This window comes from Enterobacter sp. NFIX58, from assembly GCF_900110475.1.
GTDB classification, from domain to species: Bacteria; Pseudomonadota; Gammaproteobacteria; order Enterobacterales; family Enterobacteriaceae; genus Enterobacter; species Enterobacter quasiroggenkampii.
On the sequence record NZ_FODW01000001.1, the window covers coordinates 270,102 to 284,974 of the forward strand.

A 14,873-nucleotide genomic window follows, 5' to 3' on the forward strand; every position below is an offset into this window, starting at 1 on the left:
GAATGTCGAATTTACATGGTGTTGAAACGATCGAACTGACATCCGGCACGGTCGCGGTCATGACGATCCAGACGGCCATTATCGGCCTGGTGGGCACTGCGCCTGATGCCTCTGCCGGTACGCCAGCCAGTGCCAGCACGGGGACGCCAATCCTGGATAACGTTGTGGATTTTGCCGCGAAAATTGCCGGCAGGGCAGGGAACGTGGTGGTGGTTGAAGCTGTAGCCGGTATTCCCGATGCGGGGGATCCAGCGGAGGTGGGAACTTCCGCCATCTGGGATGCTACGGGGCTTAAGCTGACCATCACGCTTGGCTGTGATGAAGCTGGCAAGCTGACGGCTACTCCCGCAACTGTTGTTGCTGCCGTGAGGGCAGTCGCAGACGTGAAAGTAACCGCAACGGGGGACGGTAGCGGTATTGTCTTACCGTTCAGTCTGCAGCTCGCTGGTGGCGAGGATGAGCCATTCCCCCTGAATACCCCGGTGGCAATTGTCGGTACCTCGATGCTCTCGCGTCTTGGGGACAAAGGCACGCTTAAGCAGGCGCTGACGGAAATCAACGACCAGCGAAATGCCCTGACCGTGGTAGTGCGTGTGGCGGAGGGGGCAGATGAAGCTGAGAAACGTGCGGCGGTGCTGGCCGGGATTGGCGCGCTGTCGTCGGCAAAATCCGTGACAACGTACCAGCCACGTATCGTCATCGCACCGGGATTCAGTGAGGATGATGCGGTAGGCAAGGCGCTGGAAACCGTTGCCGGCAAGCTGCGGGCTGTGGCGTATGTTGACTGTGAGTCCGGTGCCACGCTGCAGGAGGTTGTGCAGCGTCGGCAGTCTTATGGTACCCGCACCGAGCTGCTGCGTCCGCGTGTGCAGGTCAGCAACGCTGACGGTCAACTTGTCTATCGTCCGTATTCTGCGTTTGCGGCGGGGCTGCGTGCCCGTATCGACTTTGAGAAGGGCTGGTGGTGGAGTAAATCCAACCAGGACATTAACAACATCCTCGGCGTGGAGCAGATTGACGAGTTCATTCTGGGCGATGAAAACTGTGACGCGAATCTGCTCAACATGCAGAACGTGTCCACCATTATTCGCCGTGCCGGGTTTAAGCACTGGGGGAACCGCCTGTGCGGAACCAACCCGCAGTGGCGCTTTGAATCTGTTCGCCGTACCGCCGACGTCATCGAGGACAGTATCCAGGAAACGATGCTGGAGTACGTTGACCGTCCGCTGGACCGGGAAAACGCCGATGACATTATCGGCACCATCAATGCCTATATGCGCCAGCTTGTCGGGCTCGGTGCCATCTTCGGCGGACGTGCCTGGCTGGATGAGGAGCTTAACACCGCTGAGAGCATGGCGGCGGGCGTGCTGTACATCAACTATGACTTTGGTCCGAAATCGCCGACTGAGCTTATCAGCCTGCGCGTCCGGGTGAATAACAACTATGCGCTTGAGGAGATGCTGGCAGCATGAGCGAAAAAAACACATTACGCGTCTGGACCTTCTTCCGGCAGGGGGTCCGCATACAGGGGGCGCATGAATTCACCCCACCGACACTGTCCATTGTCAAAACTGATTTGCGTACCGGCGCGCAGGATGCGCCGTCCCCCGTGGATGACGGCATGGAGGCCCTGACCTGTCAGCTGAAATTCTACGGTATGGATACGGACATGCTGACCGCCTTCGGTTTTGTTAGCGGCAGCCGCCCGCGCTTTACGGCCTATCAGGGCTATCTGGCGAACGGTACCGCGCTTGGCACCGTCGAGGAGATCGAAGGCTTTGTGCAGACCGTTACGCCGGATGCGCGGGGCAAGGACAATTTGTCCGAGAACGCCATCACGGTGGAAATCGCTGTGAGCTATTACCGCCAGACCAAAGACGGCAGGGAGCTTTTTGCTATTGATACCGAGCGCTTCGCGCGCCGGGTGAATGGTGTTGATGTACTGTCTGGACTGGCGGCGAAGGTCCGCCTCTGATTTTTCAACTGAACATACCAACGGCCTGCGGGCCGTTTTTACTTTTTAAGGATTATTTATGAGTTTTCCCGGTGAAACCCGCGTGATCAAACTGTATTCCCCTGTTTCGATTGAGAACGGTGGCTTACTCGAACAGGTGACGATACGCGAACCGCTGGTGCGTGACCGCATCGCTTTTTCCAAAGACCACGGCAGCGAAGAAGAAAAAGAAGCGCGCATGATTGCGTTATTGTGCAACCTCAGCGAGCAGGATATCTGGCAGCTCACAGCGGCGGATTATGCGCAACTGCTGGACGCATTTAATGTTTTTATGCTCCCGCCCGCGGATCGACCGAAAGAGGCCTGATGCGGGCGATACGCTTTCTCGGGCGGCGCCTGCATTTTCCCATGGCGGAATACCTGGACATGCCATTCAGTGTGTTTTCTGATTTTCTCACCGACGAAGTGGAGGCGGTAAATCGTGGCCGGATTAAGCCAGAACCTTAAGGCCGTCATAACCTTTGGCGGCAATATCGACAGCTCCTGGAGCCGTTCAGCGAACGGTCTGCAAAAAAGCCTGAAGGATGTCGGGAAGCAATCAGAAAAACTGACCAAAGACCAGGCGAAGCTGGCGGCGGAAATTAAGAAAGCAAAGCTTGCCGGGCAGAGCCTGGGCGATCTGAAACGCCGTTACAACGATGTGTCCCGTGAAATCCGTAAAACGGAGTCGGAACAGCAGAAGCTAAACCAGCAGATGCAGAAGGCGCAGAGGCTGGCGTCATTTAAGGGGGCAGGTAAAGGATTGTTTCGCCGCGGTCTGGGTATCGCCGGACAACTGGGCGGCATGGTGGCACCGGGACTGGCGATCGGTGGCGGCGGGGTTGTGGCCTCCGCACTGGGCACTCTGATTGCCCCGGCGGCCACCAACGCGGAAACGGCCAGACGCGCCGGCGTGGCGAAAAGCTATGGCGTCGATATCCCGACGTTTGATGCATGGGACACCCTCGCAAAACAGTACGACATGAACGGAGAGAATATCGGCGATCTGTTTGAGGAGTATCTGCACAAGGCGGGGGAGTACAAGCAGAACGGCAAACAGGGCTCGCTGCAGGATGCGTTTGAAACGCTCGGTTTTAAGGCGGGAGATTTAGCGGGGCTCAGCGATATGGCGCAGTTTGAAAAAATCGTCGAGCGTGCGCTCAGTCTGCAGGATGAGTCAAAAGCCTCGTTTGCTCTTGATTCGCTGTTTGGCGGCGAGGCCAGCAAGCTGCTGATGCTGCTGAAGCAGTCTGGGAAAAGTTACCGCGATCTGATGGACGAGCAGCGTCGGTATAACCTCGTCACGAAAGAGGGGGCTGAAGGCGCGATGGCGGGCAATCGTGCCATTACTAATCTGCAGACCGTTTTCTCTTCTGCACTGGCGGAAATCTCCGGCCAGCTCGGTAACGAACTGGCGCCGGATATCCGACGCCTGACTGACGATATGGCGGAGTGGTTTAAAGGCGGGGGGATCAAACGCATCGTCAGTTTTCTACGCAATGATCTCTATCCAGGCGTGCTGACGTTCGGGCAGGGGATAGTTTTCGTCGGGAAAGTGGCGTATGCGCTGGCGAAAAAACTGTCCTGGCTGTTGCCGGATGAGCGAAGCGATCAGCGTGATGTGCTCAAATCGCTGGCCATGACCGGCTCGGTCGATATCGCCCGCATGACGGCGCAGCGTAACGGCCAGGGAGAGTGGTTCGAACAGCAGCTCAAAGAAAAACCGGGTCTGCCGGACGATGTGAAAAAATCGTACCGGGATACGCGTGGTATCTTCAGTGATGACAATGAAAGCTTTGATAAGTCACTGGATAAATATATGACACCGGAAAACAGCGGACCGCTGTTTGGCCTGGATAGGGCACAGCGTAATAGCGCGTCGGCTTCCGGCGACGGAGGTTACTGGGATGCACTTCTCCAGCGCCTTGATACAGCCGACCAGCAGCCACAGGCAAGGCAGCTTACTGACAACCGGAAATTCGAATACCGTTTCGAAATTAACGGAGCACCCGGACAAAGCGAGCAAGGTATAGCTGATGCGGTCGAGGGGGTGACGAAAACCAGCCCGGCGTTTACGGGTAACAGCAGCATGATGGACGGAGGACAAATCTGGTGAGTGAAATCGTTCCGGTCTATGAAGACTTCGGACAGTCGCGGTCCGGCGCTGTCCGTGGCGCACAGGCCGCCCGAGTGATGATGATGCTGGGCGACTTTGCCTTTTCGATTGATACCACCGCGTACAGCCAACTGACCCGTGAGGCCAGCTGGCGCTGGAGTGAGCAGGAGCGGATCGGTAAACAGGATTTACTGCAGTATACCGGCAAGCCCGGGCGAACGGTTCGGCTTGAAGGGGAGTCGCATGCTTTCTTCCGCAAGGGGGTGGATGCTGTCAACGATCTCTTCGACCTCGCAAATCAGAATAAGCCACAACAACTGGTCAGCGGCGAAGGGGATGTGCTTGGCTGGTGGGTGGTTATCGACTTCTCCGACACAACCAGCCGTTTCCTGCCAGGCGGTGGCCACCGAAATAAAAACTGGACGATGACGCTGAAACATTATGCCGACGACATATCAAACCCGTGACGGTGATGTGCTTGATGCAGTCTGTGCGACACATTACGGCACGGAAAACCTTTCTTATATTGTGACTCAGGTGCTTGAAGCGAATCCGGGACTGGCTGACATCGGTGCCGTTTACCCGTCTGACCTCTTTATCATCCTGCCTGATCTGGCGCCGCCGGTTCAGGATTCTGCATTTAGTCTGTGGGATTAATATGACTGAACAGATTGTTAAACCGGAATATGCACCTGCTTTCAGCATCAACGCGGAGGGAAAAGATATTACCCGCACGCTGCAGCAAAGCCTGTCGGAGTTGACGCTGACGGATTATGGCGGCGCTACGGCAAAGGCGGATGAACTGAAAATCACGCTGCTGTCCGAAACGTTGCCTCTGCCGGTGAAAGGGGCACGGTTACGCGTGGCGCTGGGTTTTAACGACCAACTGGTGGATAAGGGCTGGTTTGTGGTGTCTGGCGTGGGCAGTAGTGGCCCGCCACGTCGTATTGAGATTTATGCCACTGCCGCGCCCATGAATGCGCAGAAACAGCCTGGCGATGTGCTCAGCCAGAAAACGCGCAGCTGGGATAACCTGCGACTTGCGGATCTGGTTAAAACCGTGGCCACCGAAAACGGTCTGGTGCCGAAAGTGGCCACAGAGCTTGCCGACATCCACATTGACCATGTTGATCAGGTTGCAGAATCCGACGCGAACCTGCTGACCCGCCTTGCCCGAACGTGGAACGCTGTCAGCAAACCCTCAGGTGGTTACTGGCTTTTTTTGCGCCAGGGTGCCACCGCGAAAGCCTCCGGAGAGCAGACCGGCGCTATGATTATCACACCAGAACAGGTATCAAACTGGTCGTACAGCGAAGGTGAAAGGGGGAGTTCGACAGGAAAGGCCACCGGCAGTGGCGGCAAGTCCTCGGGTAAAATTGGCGTTCGGTATTACGATGAGGCTGACGGAAAGACCAAAACCACCACAGTCGATCATGACGGTCCCTCAATGGCGAACCCGTATACCCAGCCGGTGAAGGACACCGCTGACCAGCAGGCAAAGTCAAAAAAAACGCAGGCAAAGCGCAATGAGCAAAAAATGACGGTTACTGGTCCTTGCCGCCCTGAACATGTCCCTCTCACCGCAGAATCGGGCGTATCCACTTCCGGCTTTGGTGAGCGGGAAGATCGTGCCTGGGTGGTGGAGTCGCTGGTTTACTCCCTGACACCCGCCGGGTTCAGCTACACGTACAACCTGGTGGTTGATATTCGCAATCCTGCGAAATCCTCAAAAAAATCCGGCAGCAAGGATAAAACTGGTCCGGATTACTTCGGCTAACGTACCGCCACCCGGCGGACCCGATACGGAAAAATACTATGAACGGCGTAAACAGCTGGACGGGTAAACGCCTGTCCGGTACCGACCATTTGCGTCAGTCGGTCAGCGACATCCTCTCAACCCCGGTAGGTAGTCGGGTGCTTGTCCGTGATTATGGCAGCAACCTGTTTTCGCTGGTGGACAACCCCCGAGATGACCTTACGCGGCTACGTATTATCGCAGCGACCGCCTCGGCGCTGGCGAGATGGGAGCCCCGGCTGAAGGTCACGCGCGTGGTCGTCTCTTTCCCGGCAACTGAAACGGGGTGTGTGGTGGATATTGAAGGGATCAACAAAGAGAACAATCTTCCTATCAGCACCGGAGGCATACCTATATATGGCAAGTAGTTATGACGTAATTAACCTGTCCGCCCTGGCGGTGCCGGATGCCATCGTGGTTCCGGATGCTGCAGATATTTTTACCCGCTGGCTGGCACGCCTGCGCGAACTGGATCCGGTATTTGATGCGCTGGTGGAATCTGATCCGGCGTTTAAACAGGGTGAAATCAATGCCTACCAGCTCGCTCTGGCGTTTCAGCGAGTCAATGACGCGGTACGCGCAGTTTTCCTTGCCAGCGCAAGAGGGGCCGATCTCGACCAGATTGGCGCGGGCTTTAACGTTTCCCGTCTGGTGATAAATCCCGGAGATCCGAATGCTGTGCCACCTGTTGATCCTGTTTATGAAGATGATGACGCTTTTCGTGAGCGTATACAGCTTTCATGGGCACAGCTGAATACGGCAGGCGCGCGCAATGCATACCGCTTCCATGCCAAATCAGCAGATAACGATGTGCTGGATGCGGATGCTTACGGACCGGAGACACATAACCGACCGGGGGAAGTAGACGTCTACGTCCTGTCGCGAACCGGAAATGGTGAGGCCAGCCCCAGCCTGACAGAAAAAGTGAAGAGCGAACTGAGCGCCGATGAGGTCAGGCCTCTGACTGATTATGTAAGCGTAAAAAGCGCCACCATTGTCAGCTATGCGGTAACGGCTGAACTGGATATACCAGACGGACCGGATGCGCAGACGGTGCTGGAACATGCCATCAGCACGCTGACAAGCTACACCCGGCTTTCGCATCGCATAAACGGCCTCGTACCGCTTTCCGCGATTTACGCTGCACTCCAGCAGCCCGGCGTCACAAGAGTAAGGCTGATAAGTCCGGTCGCAGATCTGGAAGCAGCTGCGGGGCAGGCCCCTTGGTGCAGTGCGATAAACGTCACCCGCAAAGGAGGGTCCGGTGGATAAATTTCGCTCCCTGCTACCGCCCTCCGCCCTCCAGCCAGAGCGGGCACTGGAGCAGGCCAGTTCGGAGCAGATCACAGCGCTGGATACGGGCCTGGTGCGTAAGGTGAAAGACCCCGATACCTGTCCGGCGCATTTGTTGCCCTGGCTTGCCTGGGAATTTTCGGTTGATTCCTGGGAAGACGCCTGGACTGAGGCTGAAAAGCGGCAGGTGATTAAGGATGCCGCATATGTTCATCAGCATCGAGGTACTGCCGGCGCTGTCAGGCGGTCACTGAGCGCTGTCAGTCTCCCAACTACCGTGGTGGAGTGGTGGGAGGATCTGCCGCGTAAGGCTCCCTACACCTTCCGCATTGAGGTTTACAGCCTTCAGGAAGTTGATGACGCGCTGTATCAGCGTATCCGGCGGCAGGTCGATAAAGCGAAGAACCTGAGGAGTCTGTTGACCTCTATTGACGTGATTGCCGATCTGGGCGCCATGGGAACTTATTACACCGGCGGTGCTGTCACCGCCTGGATTGATATTGATATTGAGGCAGGAGTTTAGCCATGGCTGAGAAGTATTACAGTATTCTGACCAACAGAGGCAAAGAGCTGGAGGCGCAGTCTACTGCGACCGGGAAGCCCGTCATAATTAAAGATTTTGTAGTAGGTGATGGTAACGGCCAGCCGGTTAAGCCTGACCCGGCATTAACAGCCCTTGTTCGCGAAGTTTATCGTGCGGCGGTTTCAGCATTGCAGGTCTCACCGGAACAGGATAATCAGTTTATTGCGCAGCTTGTACTGCCTGCCGATGTGGGCGGCTTTGTAGTCAGGGAGGTCGGGCTGTTGACCGATGCAGGCGAGCTTTATGCTGTAGCGAACTGTGCCGCGATCGAGAAGCCAGTAAGTGGTATCAGCGTTAAACTCCAGTTTAGACTCGCCGTGTCTGAAACGGCTAATATCGAGCTGAAGGTTTCAACGGGCGATGGGTTTTTTCTGCGACAGGATGCAAACCTGAGTGATGTGATGGATATAGTCAGGGCACGGAAAAACCTTGGGCTGAAAGAGGCAGCAGTTCTGGATGTTGGGACAAAAGCTGGCACTGTGGCGGCAGGGGATGACGAACGCATTACCGGCGCTGTGCAGCGCGCTGGTGACGAAATGGCGGGATCTCTTGCTATCACTGACTCAACCGCACTCCGCTTAAAGCAGAAAGATGTGAGTACCCTTTTCCGCTTTGACGGTACAACGTTTTACCTGATGTTTACTAAAAAAGGTGATCCGAATGGCGGGTATAACAATTTACGTCCTTTTTATGTTGATGCAAATACCGGGGCTGTAACCTTAGGTAATGTAGTTAAGGCCCCTGCGGGAATTACTGCAAATTCAATTACGTCGAATACAAGTGTTTTCATCGAGAGTGACGACCGTCAGCATATTATTTTTCAAAATAAAGATGGCACCCCGAGAGCATATATTTATAAAGACCGTAATTCCGATCTTCGTCTTAATAACGGTAACGAGGGGGGCGGAGATTTTGTTATCTCCCGTACCGGTGACATCTTGTGGGGCCCGAATGGAGCGAGACTGAGCTATGACGGGAATCTCTACGGCTCTGTATGGGGCGGTTGGCTGTCAAACTGGCTAACTGGGCGGCTTGGGGCGAAGGCGGAAATTAACTGGGTGCAGTCAAATTTCATCACTGATGTCGCGCTGGGTGCCGAGGGGTCATTCATCATTGCTAAAAATGCATGGCAGCGCGCGCCTGCTGGATGTGTCCTTACTGGTTACAACGCCGAGGGTAACGAACCTGTAAACGATACATTATTTTACCGCCCCATTCAGAAATATGTTCCGACTGTCGGCTGGATGGTCATTGGTCACACTGCATAGGACACATGGTATGGCATTAACACTTAAAAATTTAACGATTTACACACCTGAATATTACGACCTGATGATTCAGGCGATTTATCTTCAAACAGAAGATGGTCTGGACTGGTACCTACATTTGAACCGCTTCCAGCCCGATACGCTGAAAATCTGTTTTGATGAAAAAGGGGTTATCCGATCATGCCATACTGACGCGTCACGCCTTTATCCGTTGAATCTTTCGGTAACTGAGGTCAATACCGCCGATGTGCCGGATGGCCTGAATATTTACGGTGAATGGATGTGGAACGGCGAAAAAATAATTCCGCGCGAGTTTACCCGGCAGGAAAAAATCGACCAGGCGGAAGCCCATCGTTCAGAATTGATCGCCGCTGCAGGGGAAAAAATTGCACCACTCCAGGATGCCAGCGATTTGGGTATTGCTACAAAAGTGGAGGCGGATCAACTGATGGCGTGGAAGTCCTACCGGGTGAAACTAAACCGCCTGGTGTTCACAAATGATCAGGAGATCAGCTGGCCGTCACCACCAGAAACATAAATAGTTAGCCTCAAGCCTTTACCCGGCGGGCTTTATGTTGCTGCTGGCTCATGTTATTGCACTATTTTGAAAATTTACAAACGCAATAATTCTAAAGCCAAGAGAAACTTAGAAACGAAACGGTGAAGCTTTAAACAGTCATGATAGAGCCTCTCTCTTGCGTGCATACCCAAATGAAACTACTGTATATAAAAACAGTATTCAGGGTGTGCAATATGGAATTTATCAGGCCTGCAGAACTGCGAGAAATTATCGCTCTCCCGCTTTTCAGTGACTTAGTGCAGTGTGGTTTCCCGAGCCCCGCGGCTGATTACGTAGAACAGCGCATCGACCTCAATGAGTTACTTGTTGCTCACCCGAGCTCAACATACTTCGTCAAAGCCGCGGGTGATTCAATGATCGAAGCCGGGATCAGCGACGGCGATCTGCTGGTGGTCGATAGTTCGCGCACGGCTGAGCATGGGGATATCGTCATTGCGGCGGTGGAAGGGGAGTTTACGGTTAAACGCCTGCAGCTGCGCCCGACAGTCCAGCTCATTCCGATGAACAGCGCTTACTCACCGATCATCGTCGGCAGCGAAGATACGCTGGACGTGTTTGGCGTCGTGACTTTCATCGTTAAATCTGCGAGCTGAATATGTTTGCGCTCTGTGATGTTAATTCGTTCTACGCATCATGCGAGACTGTATTCAGGCCGGATCTGAGAGGGCGGCCGGTTGTCGTTCTCTCAAATAATGATGGCTGTGTAATCGCACGCAGCGCAGAAGCAAAAGCTGCAGGAATCACCATGGGGGAGCCGTTCTTTAAGCAAAAGGATCTATTCCGACGCGCTGGTGTGGTTTGCTTCAGCAGTAACTACGAGCTGTACGCAGACATGTCGAACCGGGTAATGACGACGCTTGAGGAAATGAGCCCCCGCGTCGAAATTTACAGTATCGATGAAGCTTTTTGCGACCTAACAGGTGTTCGCAACTGCCGGGACCTGACCGAGTTCGGCAATGAGATTCGCGCTACGGTTCTGAAGCGTACGCACCTTACCGTTGGTGTTGGCATTGCCCAAACGAAGACCCTCGCTAAGCTGGCAAATCACGCCGCCAAGAAATGGCAGAGGCAGACGGGCGGAGTGGTTGATTTGTCCAATATCGATCGCCAGCGTCGGTTGTTGTCTATTGTGCCGGTTGAGGACGTATGGGGCGTTGGCCGCCGCATCAGTAAGAAGCTTAACGCCTTGGGTATTAAAACTGCTCTGGACTTATCAGAACAAAGCACATGGATTATTCGCAAACACTTCAATGTCGTGCTGGAGCGAACAGTCCGGGAGTTGCGCGGCGAGCCTTGTCTTGAGCTGGAAGAGTTTGCGCCGCCAAAGCAGGAAATCGTCTGCAGCCGTTCTTTCGGTGAACGCGTTACAGAATATGAGCAGATGCGTCAGGCCATCTGCAGCTATGCGGCCCGTGGCGCGGAAAAGCTTCGTGGTGAGCACCAGTATTGCCGTTTTATTTCTGCATTCGTGAAAACATCTCCCTTTGCCCTTAACGAGCCATATTACGGTAATATAGCGTCCATGAAGCTTCTTATTCCCACTCAGGATTCACGCGACATCATTAACGCCGCGGTAAAGTGCCTGGACAAAATCTGGAAGGATGGCCAAAGGTACCAGAAAGCCGGCATTATGTTGGGTGATTTGTTCAGTCAGGGGGTAGCCCAGCTCAACTTGTTCGATGAAAACGCACCGCGGCCCGTTAGTGATAAACTGATGGAGGTTCTTGATCAACTCAATGCCAGAGACGGCAGAGGAACGCTCTACTTTGCTGGCCAAGGCATACAGCAGCAATGGCAGATGAAGCGGGATATGTTATCTCCACGATATACTACGAGGTATTCAGACCTAATAAAAGTTAGATGATTCTTTAAATGGTATATTCATTCGAACCTAATTATCGGCTATGAATATTAAGAGTAATATGTCTACTACTATGCTTTTGTAATGTAAAGAAGCCCCTGCAATTATACAGGGGCTTATGGATATGATGCCGGGTGCCTCCCGGTGAGTCATTGAATTAACCACTCGTGACTCGCTGCTTCAGAAATTCACGATGAGCCGCTTGATATACAAATCATCAGGTTAATTAGCCCTGCCGCTGAGGAGGATTCATCATGAAATCGAATGTAACAGCAATGCTTAGCAAATGATACAATATTTACTGATGTGCCTCATGATTTTCTTTCGCAGTTTTCACTGTCACGGCATTTTCAGATAGTGAAGGTTAAAATATCGAAGTTCATTTTTTTACTTTAAGTCTTGAAACAAAGGTTAAGGTTTTATCTTCTGGGCAAATCATTAGTAAAACTGCTGTGGGAAATTCTTCAAAACGTGTAATTCCATGCAGCATTTGGTAGAGTCTTTTTTTTAGCTTTTCTGCTCCATCTTTTTCAGACTCCCACTCTAAAACTGCCTGACCCTCTGAACCAATGAATGCATGGGATGGAAATTTAACGCCTCGGTTTGACTTGCTTGAATAGTTTCGGTCATGTAAGAGACCCATGATAAGAGGGTTGATATTATTATCTGAGGATGAGGCTTCAATAACTATTAATACTGTGTAATGTAGGATTTTCATGGAAGCCTTATGGTTGCCTCATTATTAATAAAGTCATATTGCCATGGTGTAGGATGTACATGTCTTAATTATAAATGTTTGCGTGTGTGTTAAAAAAAGCCTGCGTTAAGCAGGCCACAATAATAAAACGTAGTTATAATAATGATTTCATGAATGTTGGCGTTAAATCCCTGGCGTCAAAGATACTTCTGTGCCGCATCTAATATTTCCTGAGAGGTAAGCTCTCGATCTGATGCCACATAGACCACTTCATGGTCACCTGTTAAAGAGGGGAAACCTGCTGACATTATCTGAAGGTTTATCACTTCTCCATTAGGATATTCTTCGCGTATTGATGTCACCCCTTTTAGCACAGTGATAACTTTACTTGGCTTACCATTAAAAAAAATGATTACTTTTTTCATATATCACCATGTATTTTGAAGGTTTTTAGCCCCTGCAGGTGTTCGAAAGGATTCTGTTTATTCATTTTTTTCGCCTCTTTCGAAATTAAAACAAGCATTATACTGCCTTAACGTGTACTGTAACAGTCCATTTGAACTGGAGAAGTCTATGTCTGCACGTAAAAACTCTCAATTCCGCCGAAACTATTTAGTGAAATGTCCTTGCCCAAACTGCTCAAAAGATTCCGAACATAGTTATGCTCGTGTACAAAAGGGGGCTCAATTGGTATGCCCATACTGCTGTGCTTTATTCAAATCTTCCCAGCGCTTCTAATAAAATAAGAAGTGATGCTTTTAGAGGCTGCCTAACCTCTTACGCACTTTAGTATTTTATAAGCAGTTAGCCTCTGCTTTGAGACTGTTCATGCAGCAGTCCTGCATTTCATCACATCGGTCAGCAAACTTGATGGTAAGTAAATATGCTGGCCTGTTGTAATTATGTGCGTAACCGAACAATCACCTTCCACTGATAAAGTCATACTGGCTTAAGTAAACCATCTAAAAATTATCTATCGCAAAGTGTTACATTGGCAGCGATTGGACCTTTAGTTCCAGCTATGATAGCGAATTTGACTTTTTGTCCTTCAAATAGAGTATTAAATGTTTCTCCCAGCAGGGAAGAAGTGTGAACAAGAACATCTTTACTTCCATCGAGTGGGGAGATAAAGCCAAACCCCTTATCTTCGTTAAACCACTTAACAAGACCTATGATTTTAGATGACATACAAACTCCGTTTGAACATTTCAAACTGACATGCAAGCTCATGATAAGAAACGTATGCTGGTATATGTATGGACTCAAGAGGAGGAGGTATCAGAGATAACACCTGATTATGAGAACGGCTTTTGGAAAAGTTAGATTCATCATCGAAACGAATCATCCAAACCATTAAGGCACGTGTTGAATGATTAAGCAAATTTTATTTTAGCCTTCCGGAAGGCCGTTAAAATAGGGTTGGCTATTATTAACCAATCCTGTATAGTCAAATCTGGATTACCATTAGGAAAATATTTGTCTTGTAAAATGACCGGGGTTGTCAAAAGTTTTGACTTCAAGAGCGGAAAGGGATTGCTTATCCCATCTGATGGCAGAAAAGATGTTTTTTTACATGTTTCTGCATTAAGTAATATTGAAAACCAAACGTTAAAACCAGGTGTTCGCGTTGAATTCTATCGTATAAATGGACTTAGTGGTCCGATGGCTGAAAATATATTTCTTTCTTAAAATATGATAATATTGAACCAAACATAAAGTGCGCATCAAAAGTACTGTAGGTTATATATCTGTTTGTTCTATCAATTTTCTCCCCTGATTTTTTACATTTCCAACATCACGGGCCACTGCATGCCAGATAAACATCTCAGCTGGCACAGTGCCGTCAGATGCAATCTCTTCAGCTTCTTTTTCGCCTATGTCCTGCCGCATCCACTCGCGAGCTGCTTCCGGTGACAGTATCAGCGGCCGGCGGTCATGGATATCTATTAGGCCTTTATCATCTGCAGACGTCACTACAAGAAAGCCCTCTGCTTCATCTCCACGTTCAAAAGGTGTGCTGCCGATCGCTGCCATGAATATCGGCTGCCCGTCGGCCCGATGAATGAAGTAAGGCCGTTTCTTGTCTTCTTCCTTTTTCCATTCGAACTTTTGGGGGCAAAATCGTGCTGGGGGCATGATTTGGCGCGATAAAATGACCATTATCGTCCGATAATGTCTGTACTGCAATTTTTATAAGTTGCTAATAATATTTAACTTATTGTTTTAATGTTGATTGTATTTTTAGCTAAGCAGTCTAACGCTGATTATATAGTTTGAAACCAGCACATTAAAATTAAATGACTTGTTTCATGAGGTAACTCAGATGAAAGGGGGCATGCGGGCCAACTGGTTGCGAACGGCGTGGACAGAAAGCAGGTCGCGATAATTTATGAGGTGGATGTGTGCACACTGTATAGAAAATTTTCCGGTAGAGAAATATGGCAAAGTCGGTAAAAAAACCTTCTCCAAAACTAAGGCGTAAGTGTATGAAAATGCTTGCATTCACACAGCGTAAAATTCATTAAAGAACATGCCAAAAAGTTGTCCTATCTTATTGAATCAAAGGATAAATTTGTGTTTTTTGGTATTCTTTGAACTCAGAAGGTGTATGTTGTTTTAAAGGGCTGGAATATATAACTTTTTTCCCTTCTCCAAAACCTCTCCAAAACTTTTCTCCAAAATACCTA

At 50.8% G+C, this 14,873-nt stretch carries 19 protein-coding genes and 2 pseudogenes; 17 read left to right on the top strand and 4 right to left on the bottom strand.

Going from position 1 to position 14,873, the window contains the following annotated elements; translation table 11 throughout:
* Positions 1-2 precede the first annotated feature (2 nt).
* From BMW97_RS01365 to BMW97_RS01430, 14 genes are all read left to right on the top strand, one after another.
* Positions 3-1,472, top strand: coding sequence for a phage tail sheath C-terminal domain-containing protein (locus tag BMW97_RS01365; protein WP_032663396.1), 1,470 nt, complete (start codon positions 3-5; stop codon positions 1,470-1,472).
* On the top strand, positions 1,469-1,975 hold the full coding sequence (locus tag BMW97_RS01370; RefSeq protein ID WP_032663397.1) for a phage major tail tube protein: 507 nt from the start codon (positions 1,469-1,471) through the stop codon (positions 1,973-1,975). The genes BMW97_RS01365 and BMW97_RS01370 overlap by 4 nt, the downstream gene beginning before the upstream one ends.
* 58 nt (positions 1,976-2,033) lie before the next feature.
* Positions 2,034-2,321 carry a phage tail assembly protein gene (locus tag BMW97_RS01375; protein WP_090392403.1) on the top strand — a complete coding sequence of 96 codons (288 nt, stop codon included), beginning with the start codon at positions 2,034-2,036 and terminating at the stop codon, positions 2,319-2,321.
* Positions 2,322-2,435: 114 nt separating this feature from the next.
* Positions 2,436-4,109, top strand: coding sequence for an AAA family ATPase (locus BMW97_RS01380; RefSeq protein ID WP_090392407.1), 1,674 nt, complete (start codon positions 2,436-2,438; stop codon positions 4,107-4,109).
* On the top strand, positions 4,106-4,576 hold the full coding sequence (locus tag BMW97_RS01385; protein WP_254783037.1) for a phage tail protein: 471 nt from the start codon (positions 4,106-4,108) through the stop codon (positions 4,574-4,576). The genes BMW97_RS01380 and BMW97_RS01385 overlap by 4 nt, the downstream gene beginning before the upstream one ends.
* On the top strand, positions 4,551-4,766 hold the full coding sequence (locus BMW97_RS01390; protein ID WP_032663402.1) for a tail protein X: 216 nt from the start codon (positions 4,551-4,553) through the stop codon (positions 4,764-4,766). The genes BMW97_RS01385 and BMW97_RS01390 overlap by 26 nt, the downstream gene beginning before the upstream one ends.
* Position 4,767: 1 nt before the next feature.
* Complete coding sequence (locus BMW97_RS01395) at positions 4,768-5,886, top strand: contractile injection system protein, VgrG/Pvc8 family (protein WP_090392408.1); 1,119 nt, start codon at positions 4,768-4,770, stop codon at positions 5,884-5,886.
* 38 nt (positions 5,887-5,924) lie between these two features.
* Positions 5,925-6,272: a GPW/gp25 family protein gene (locus tag BMW97_RS01400; RefSeq protein ID WP_069598398.1), complete on the top strand. Its 348-nt coding sequence runs from the start codon at positions 5,925-5,927 to the stop codon at positions 6,270-6,272.
* Complete coding sequence (locus tag BMW97_RS01405; protein ID WP_090392410.1) at positions 6,262-7,176, top strand: baseplate assembly protein; 915 nt, start codon at positions 6,262-6,264, stop codon at positions 7,174-7,176. The genes BMW97_RS01400 and BMW97_RS01405 overlap by 11 nt, the downstream gene beginning before the upstream one ends.
* Positions 7,169-7,720, top strand: coding sequence for a phage tail protein I (locus tag BMW97_RS01410; protein ID WP_090392412.1), 552 nt, complete (start codon positions 7,169-7,171; stop codon positions 7,718-7,720). Before BMW97_RS01405 ends, BMW97_RS01410 begins: the two co-directional genes overlap by 8 nt.
* A 2-nt stretch (positions 7,721-7,722) precedes the next feature.
* Complete coding sequence (locus BMW97_RS01415) at positions 7,723-9,048, top strand: phage tail protein (protein WP_090392414.1); 1,326 nt, start codon at positions 7,723-7,725, stop codon at positions 9,046-9,048.
* Between the two features lie 10 nt (positions 9,049-9,058).
* On the top strand, positions 9,059-9,586 hold the full coding sequence (locus BMW97_RS01420) for a tail fiber assembly protein (protein WP_175481427.1): 528 nt from the start codon (positions 9,059-9,061) through the stop codon (positions 9,584-9,586).
* Between the two features lie 215 nt (positions 9,587-9,801).
* Positions 9,802-10,221 carry a translesion error-prone DNA polymerase V autoproteolytic subunit gene (locus tag BMW97_RS01425; protein ID WP_062936140.1) on the top strand — a complete coding sequence of 140 codons (420 nt, stop codon included), beginning with the start codon at positions 9,802-9,804 and terminating at the stop codon, positions 10,219-10,221.
* Between the two features lie 2 nt (positions 10,222-10,223).
* Entirely contained in the window at positions 10,224-11,492 is a 1,269-nt protein-coding gene (locus BMW97_RS01430; RefSeq protein ID WP_090392418.1) for a Y-family DNA polymerase, read from the top strand.
* Positions 11,493-11,868: 376 nt separating this feature from the next.
* Here BMW97_RS01430 and BMW97_RS23750 read toward each other — a convergent pair whose 3' ends face one another.
* Entirely contained in the window at positions 11,869-12,207 is a 339-nt protein-coding gene (locus tag BMW97_RS23750; protein WP_139177168.1) for a hypothetical protein, read from the bottom strand.
* A 176-nt stretch (positions 12,208-12,383) separates the two neighbouring features.
* Positions 12,384-12,611: a hypothetical protein gene (locus tag BMW97_RS01435; RefSeq protein WP_025910815.1), complete on the bottom strand. Its 228-nt coding sequence runs from the start codon at positions 12,609-12,611 to the stop codon at positions 12,384-12,386.
* Positions 12,612-12,759: 148 nt separating this feature from the next.
* On the opposite strand from BMW97_RS01435, the gene BMW97_RS24175 reads away from it, so the two are divergent.
* On the top strand, positions 12,760-12,924 hold the full coding sequence (locus BMW97_RS24175) for a YnfU family zinc-binding protein (RefSeq protein WP_217639539.1): 165 nt from the start codon (positions 12,760-12,762) through the stop codon (positions 12,922-12,924).
* Between the two features lie 231 nt (positions 12,925-13,155).
* Here the strand turns inward: BMW97_RS24175 and BMW97_RS01440 are convergent, their stop codons facing one another.
* The gene (locus BMW97_RS01440; RefSeq protein ID WP_042719078.1) at positions 13,156-13,374 is read right to left on the bottom strand and encodes a cold shock domain-containing protein; all 219 of its coding nucleotides are present in this window, start codon (positions 13,372-13,374) and stop codon (positions 13,156-13,158) included.
* 288 nt (positions 13,375-13,662) lie between these two features.
* Here BMW97_RS01440 and BMW97_RS01445 point away from each other — a divergent pair, with 288 nt between their 5' ends.
* Positions 13,663-13,875, top strand: coding sequence for a cold shock domain-containing protein (locus BMW97_RS01445; RefSeq protein WP_090392419.1), 213 nt, complete (start codon positions 13,663-13,665; stop codon positions 13,873-13,875).
* Positions 13,876-13,926: 51 nt separating this feature from the next.
* On the opposite strand, the pseudogene BMW97_RS01450 reads toward BMW97_RS01445, so the two are convergent.
* Positions 13,927-14,292: pseudogene (locus BMW97_RS01450) on the bottom strand (SOS response-associated peptidase family protein); the annotation flags it as partial.
* A 231-nt stretch (positions 14,293-14,523) separates the two neighbouring features.
* On the opposite strand from BMW97_RS01450, the pseudogene BMW97_RS24410 reads away from it, so the two are divergent.
* Positions 14,524-14,640 (top strand): annotated as a pseudogene (locus BMW97_RS24410) (helix-turn-helix domain-containing protein); the annotation flags it as partial.
* Positions 14,641-14,873 lie beyond the last annotated feature (233 nt).

Bases quoted from the DNA above. Each gene is read 5' to 3' on its own strand.
- BMW97_RS01440 (WP_042719078.1), bottom strand. From the start codon at position 13,374: ATGTCATCTAAAATCATAGGTCTTGTTAAGTGGTTTAACGAAGATAAG.
- BMW97_RS01370 (WP_032663397.1), top strand. From the start codon at position 1,469: ATGAGCGAAAAAAACACATTACGCGTCTGGACCTTCTTCCGGCAGGGG.
- BMW97_RS01395 (WP_090392408.1), top strand. From the start codon at position 4,768: ATGACTGAACAGATTGTTAAACCGGAATATGCACCTGCTTTCAGCATC.
- BMW97_RS01400 (WP_069598398.1), top strand. From the start codon at position 5,925: ATGAACGGCGTAAACAGCTGGACGGGTAAACGCCTGTCCGGTACCGAC.
- BMW97_RS01425 (WP_062936140.1), top strand. From the start codon at position 9,802: ATGGAATTTATCAGGCCTGCAGAACTGCGAGAAATTATCGCTCTCCCG.
- BMW97_RS01365 (WP_032663396.1), top strand. From the start codon at position 3: ATGTCGAATTTACATGGTGTTGAAACGATCGAACTGACATCCGGCACG.
- BMW97_RS01430 (WP_090392418.1), top strand. From the start codon at position 10,224: ATGTTTGCGCTCTGTGATGTTAATTCGTTCTACGCATCATGCGAGACT.
- BMW97_RS01390 (WP_032663402.1), top strand. From the start codon at position 4,551: ATGCCGACGACATATCAAACCCGTGACGGTGATGTGCTTGATGCAGTC.
- BMW97_RS01415 (WP_090392414.1), top strand. From the start codon at position 7,723: ATGGCTGAGAAGTATTACAGTATTCTGACCAACAGAGGCAAAGAGCTG.
- BMW97_RS01405 (WP_090392410.1), top strand. From the start codon at position 6,262: ATGGCAAGTAGTTATGACGTAATTAACCTGTCCGCCCTGGCGGTGCCG.
- BMW97_RS01375 (WP_090392403.1), top strand. From the start codon at position 2,034: ATGAGTTTTCCCGGTGAAACCCGCGTGATCAAACTGTATTCCCCTGTT.
- BMW97_RS24175 (WP_217639539.1), top strand. From the start codon at position 12,760: ATGTCTGCACGTAAAAACTCTCAATTCCGCCGAAACTATTTAGTGAAA.
- BMW97_RS01420 (WP_175481427.1), top strand. From the start codon at position 9,059: ATGGCATTAACACTTAAAAATTTAACGATTTACACACCTGAATATTAC.
- BMW97_RS01435 (WP_025910815.1), bottom strand. From the start codon at position 12,611: ATGAAAAAAGTAATCATTTTTTTTAATGGTAAGCCAAGTAAAGTTATC.
- BMW97_RS23750 (WP_139177168.1), bottom strand. From the start codon at position 12,207: ATGAAAATCCTACATTACACAGTATTAATAGTTATTGAAGCCTCATCC.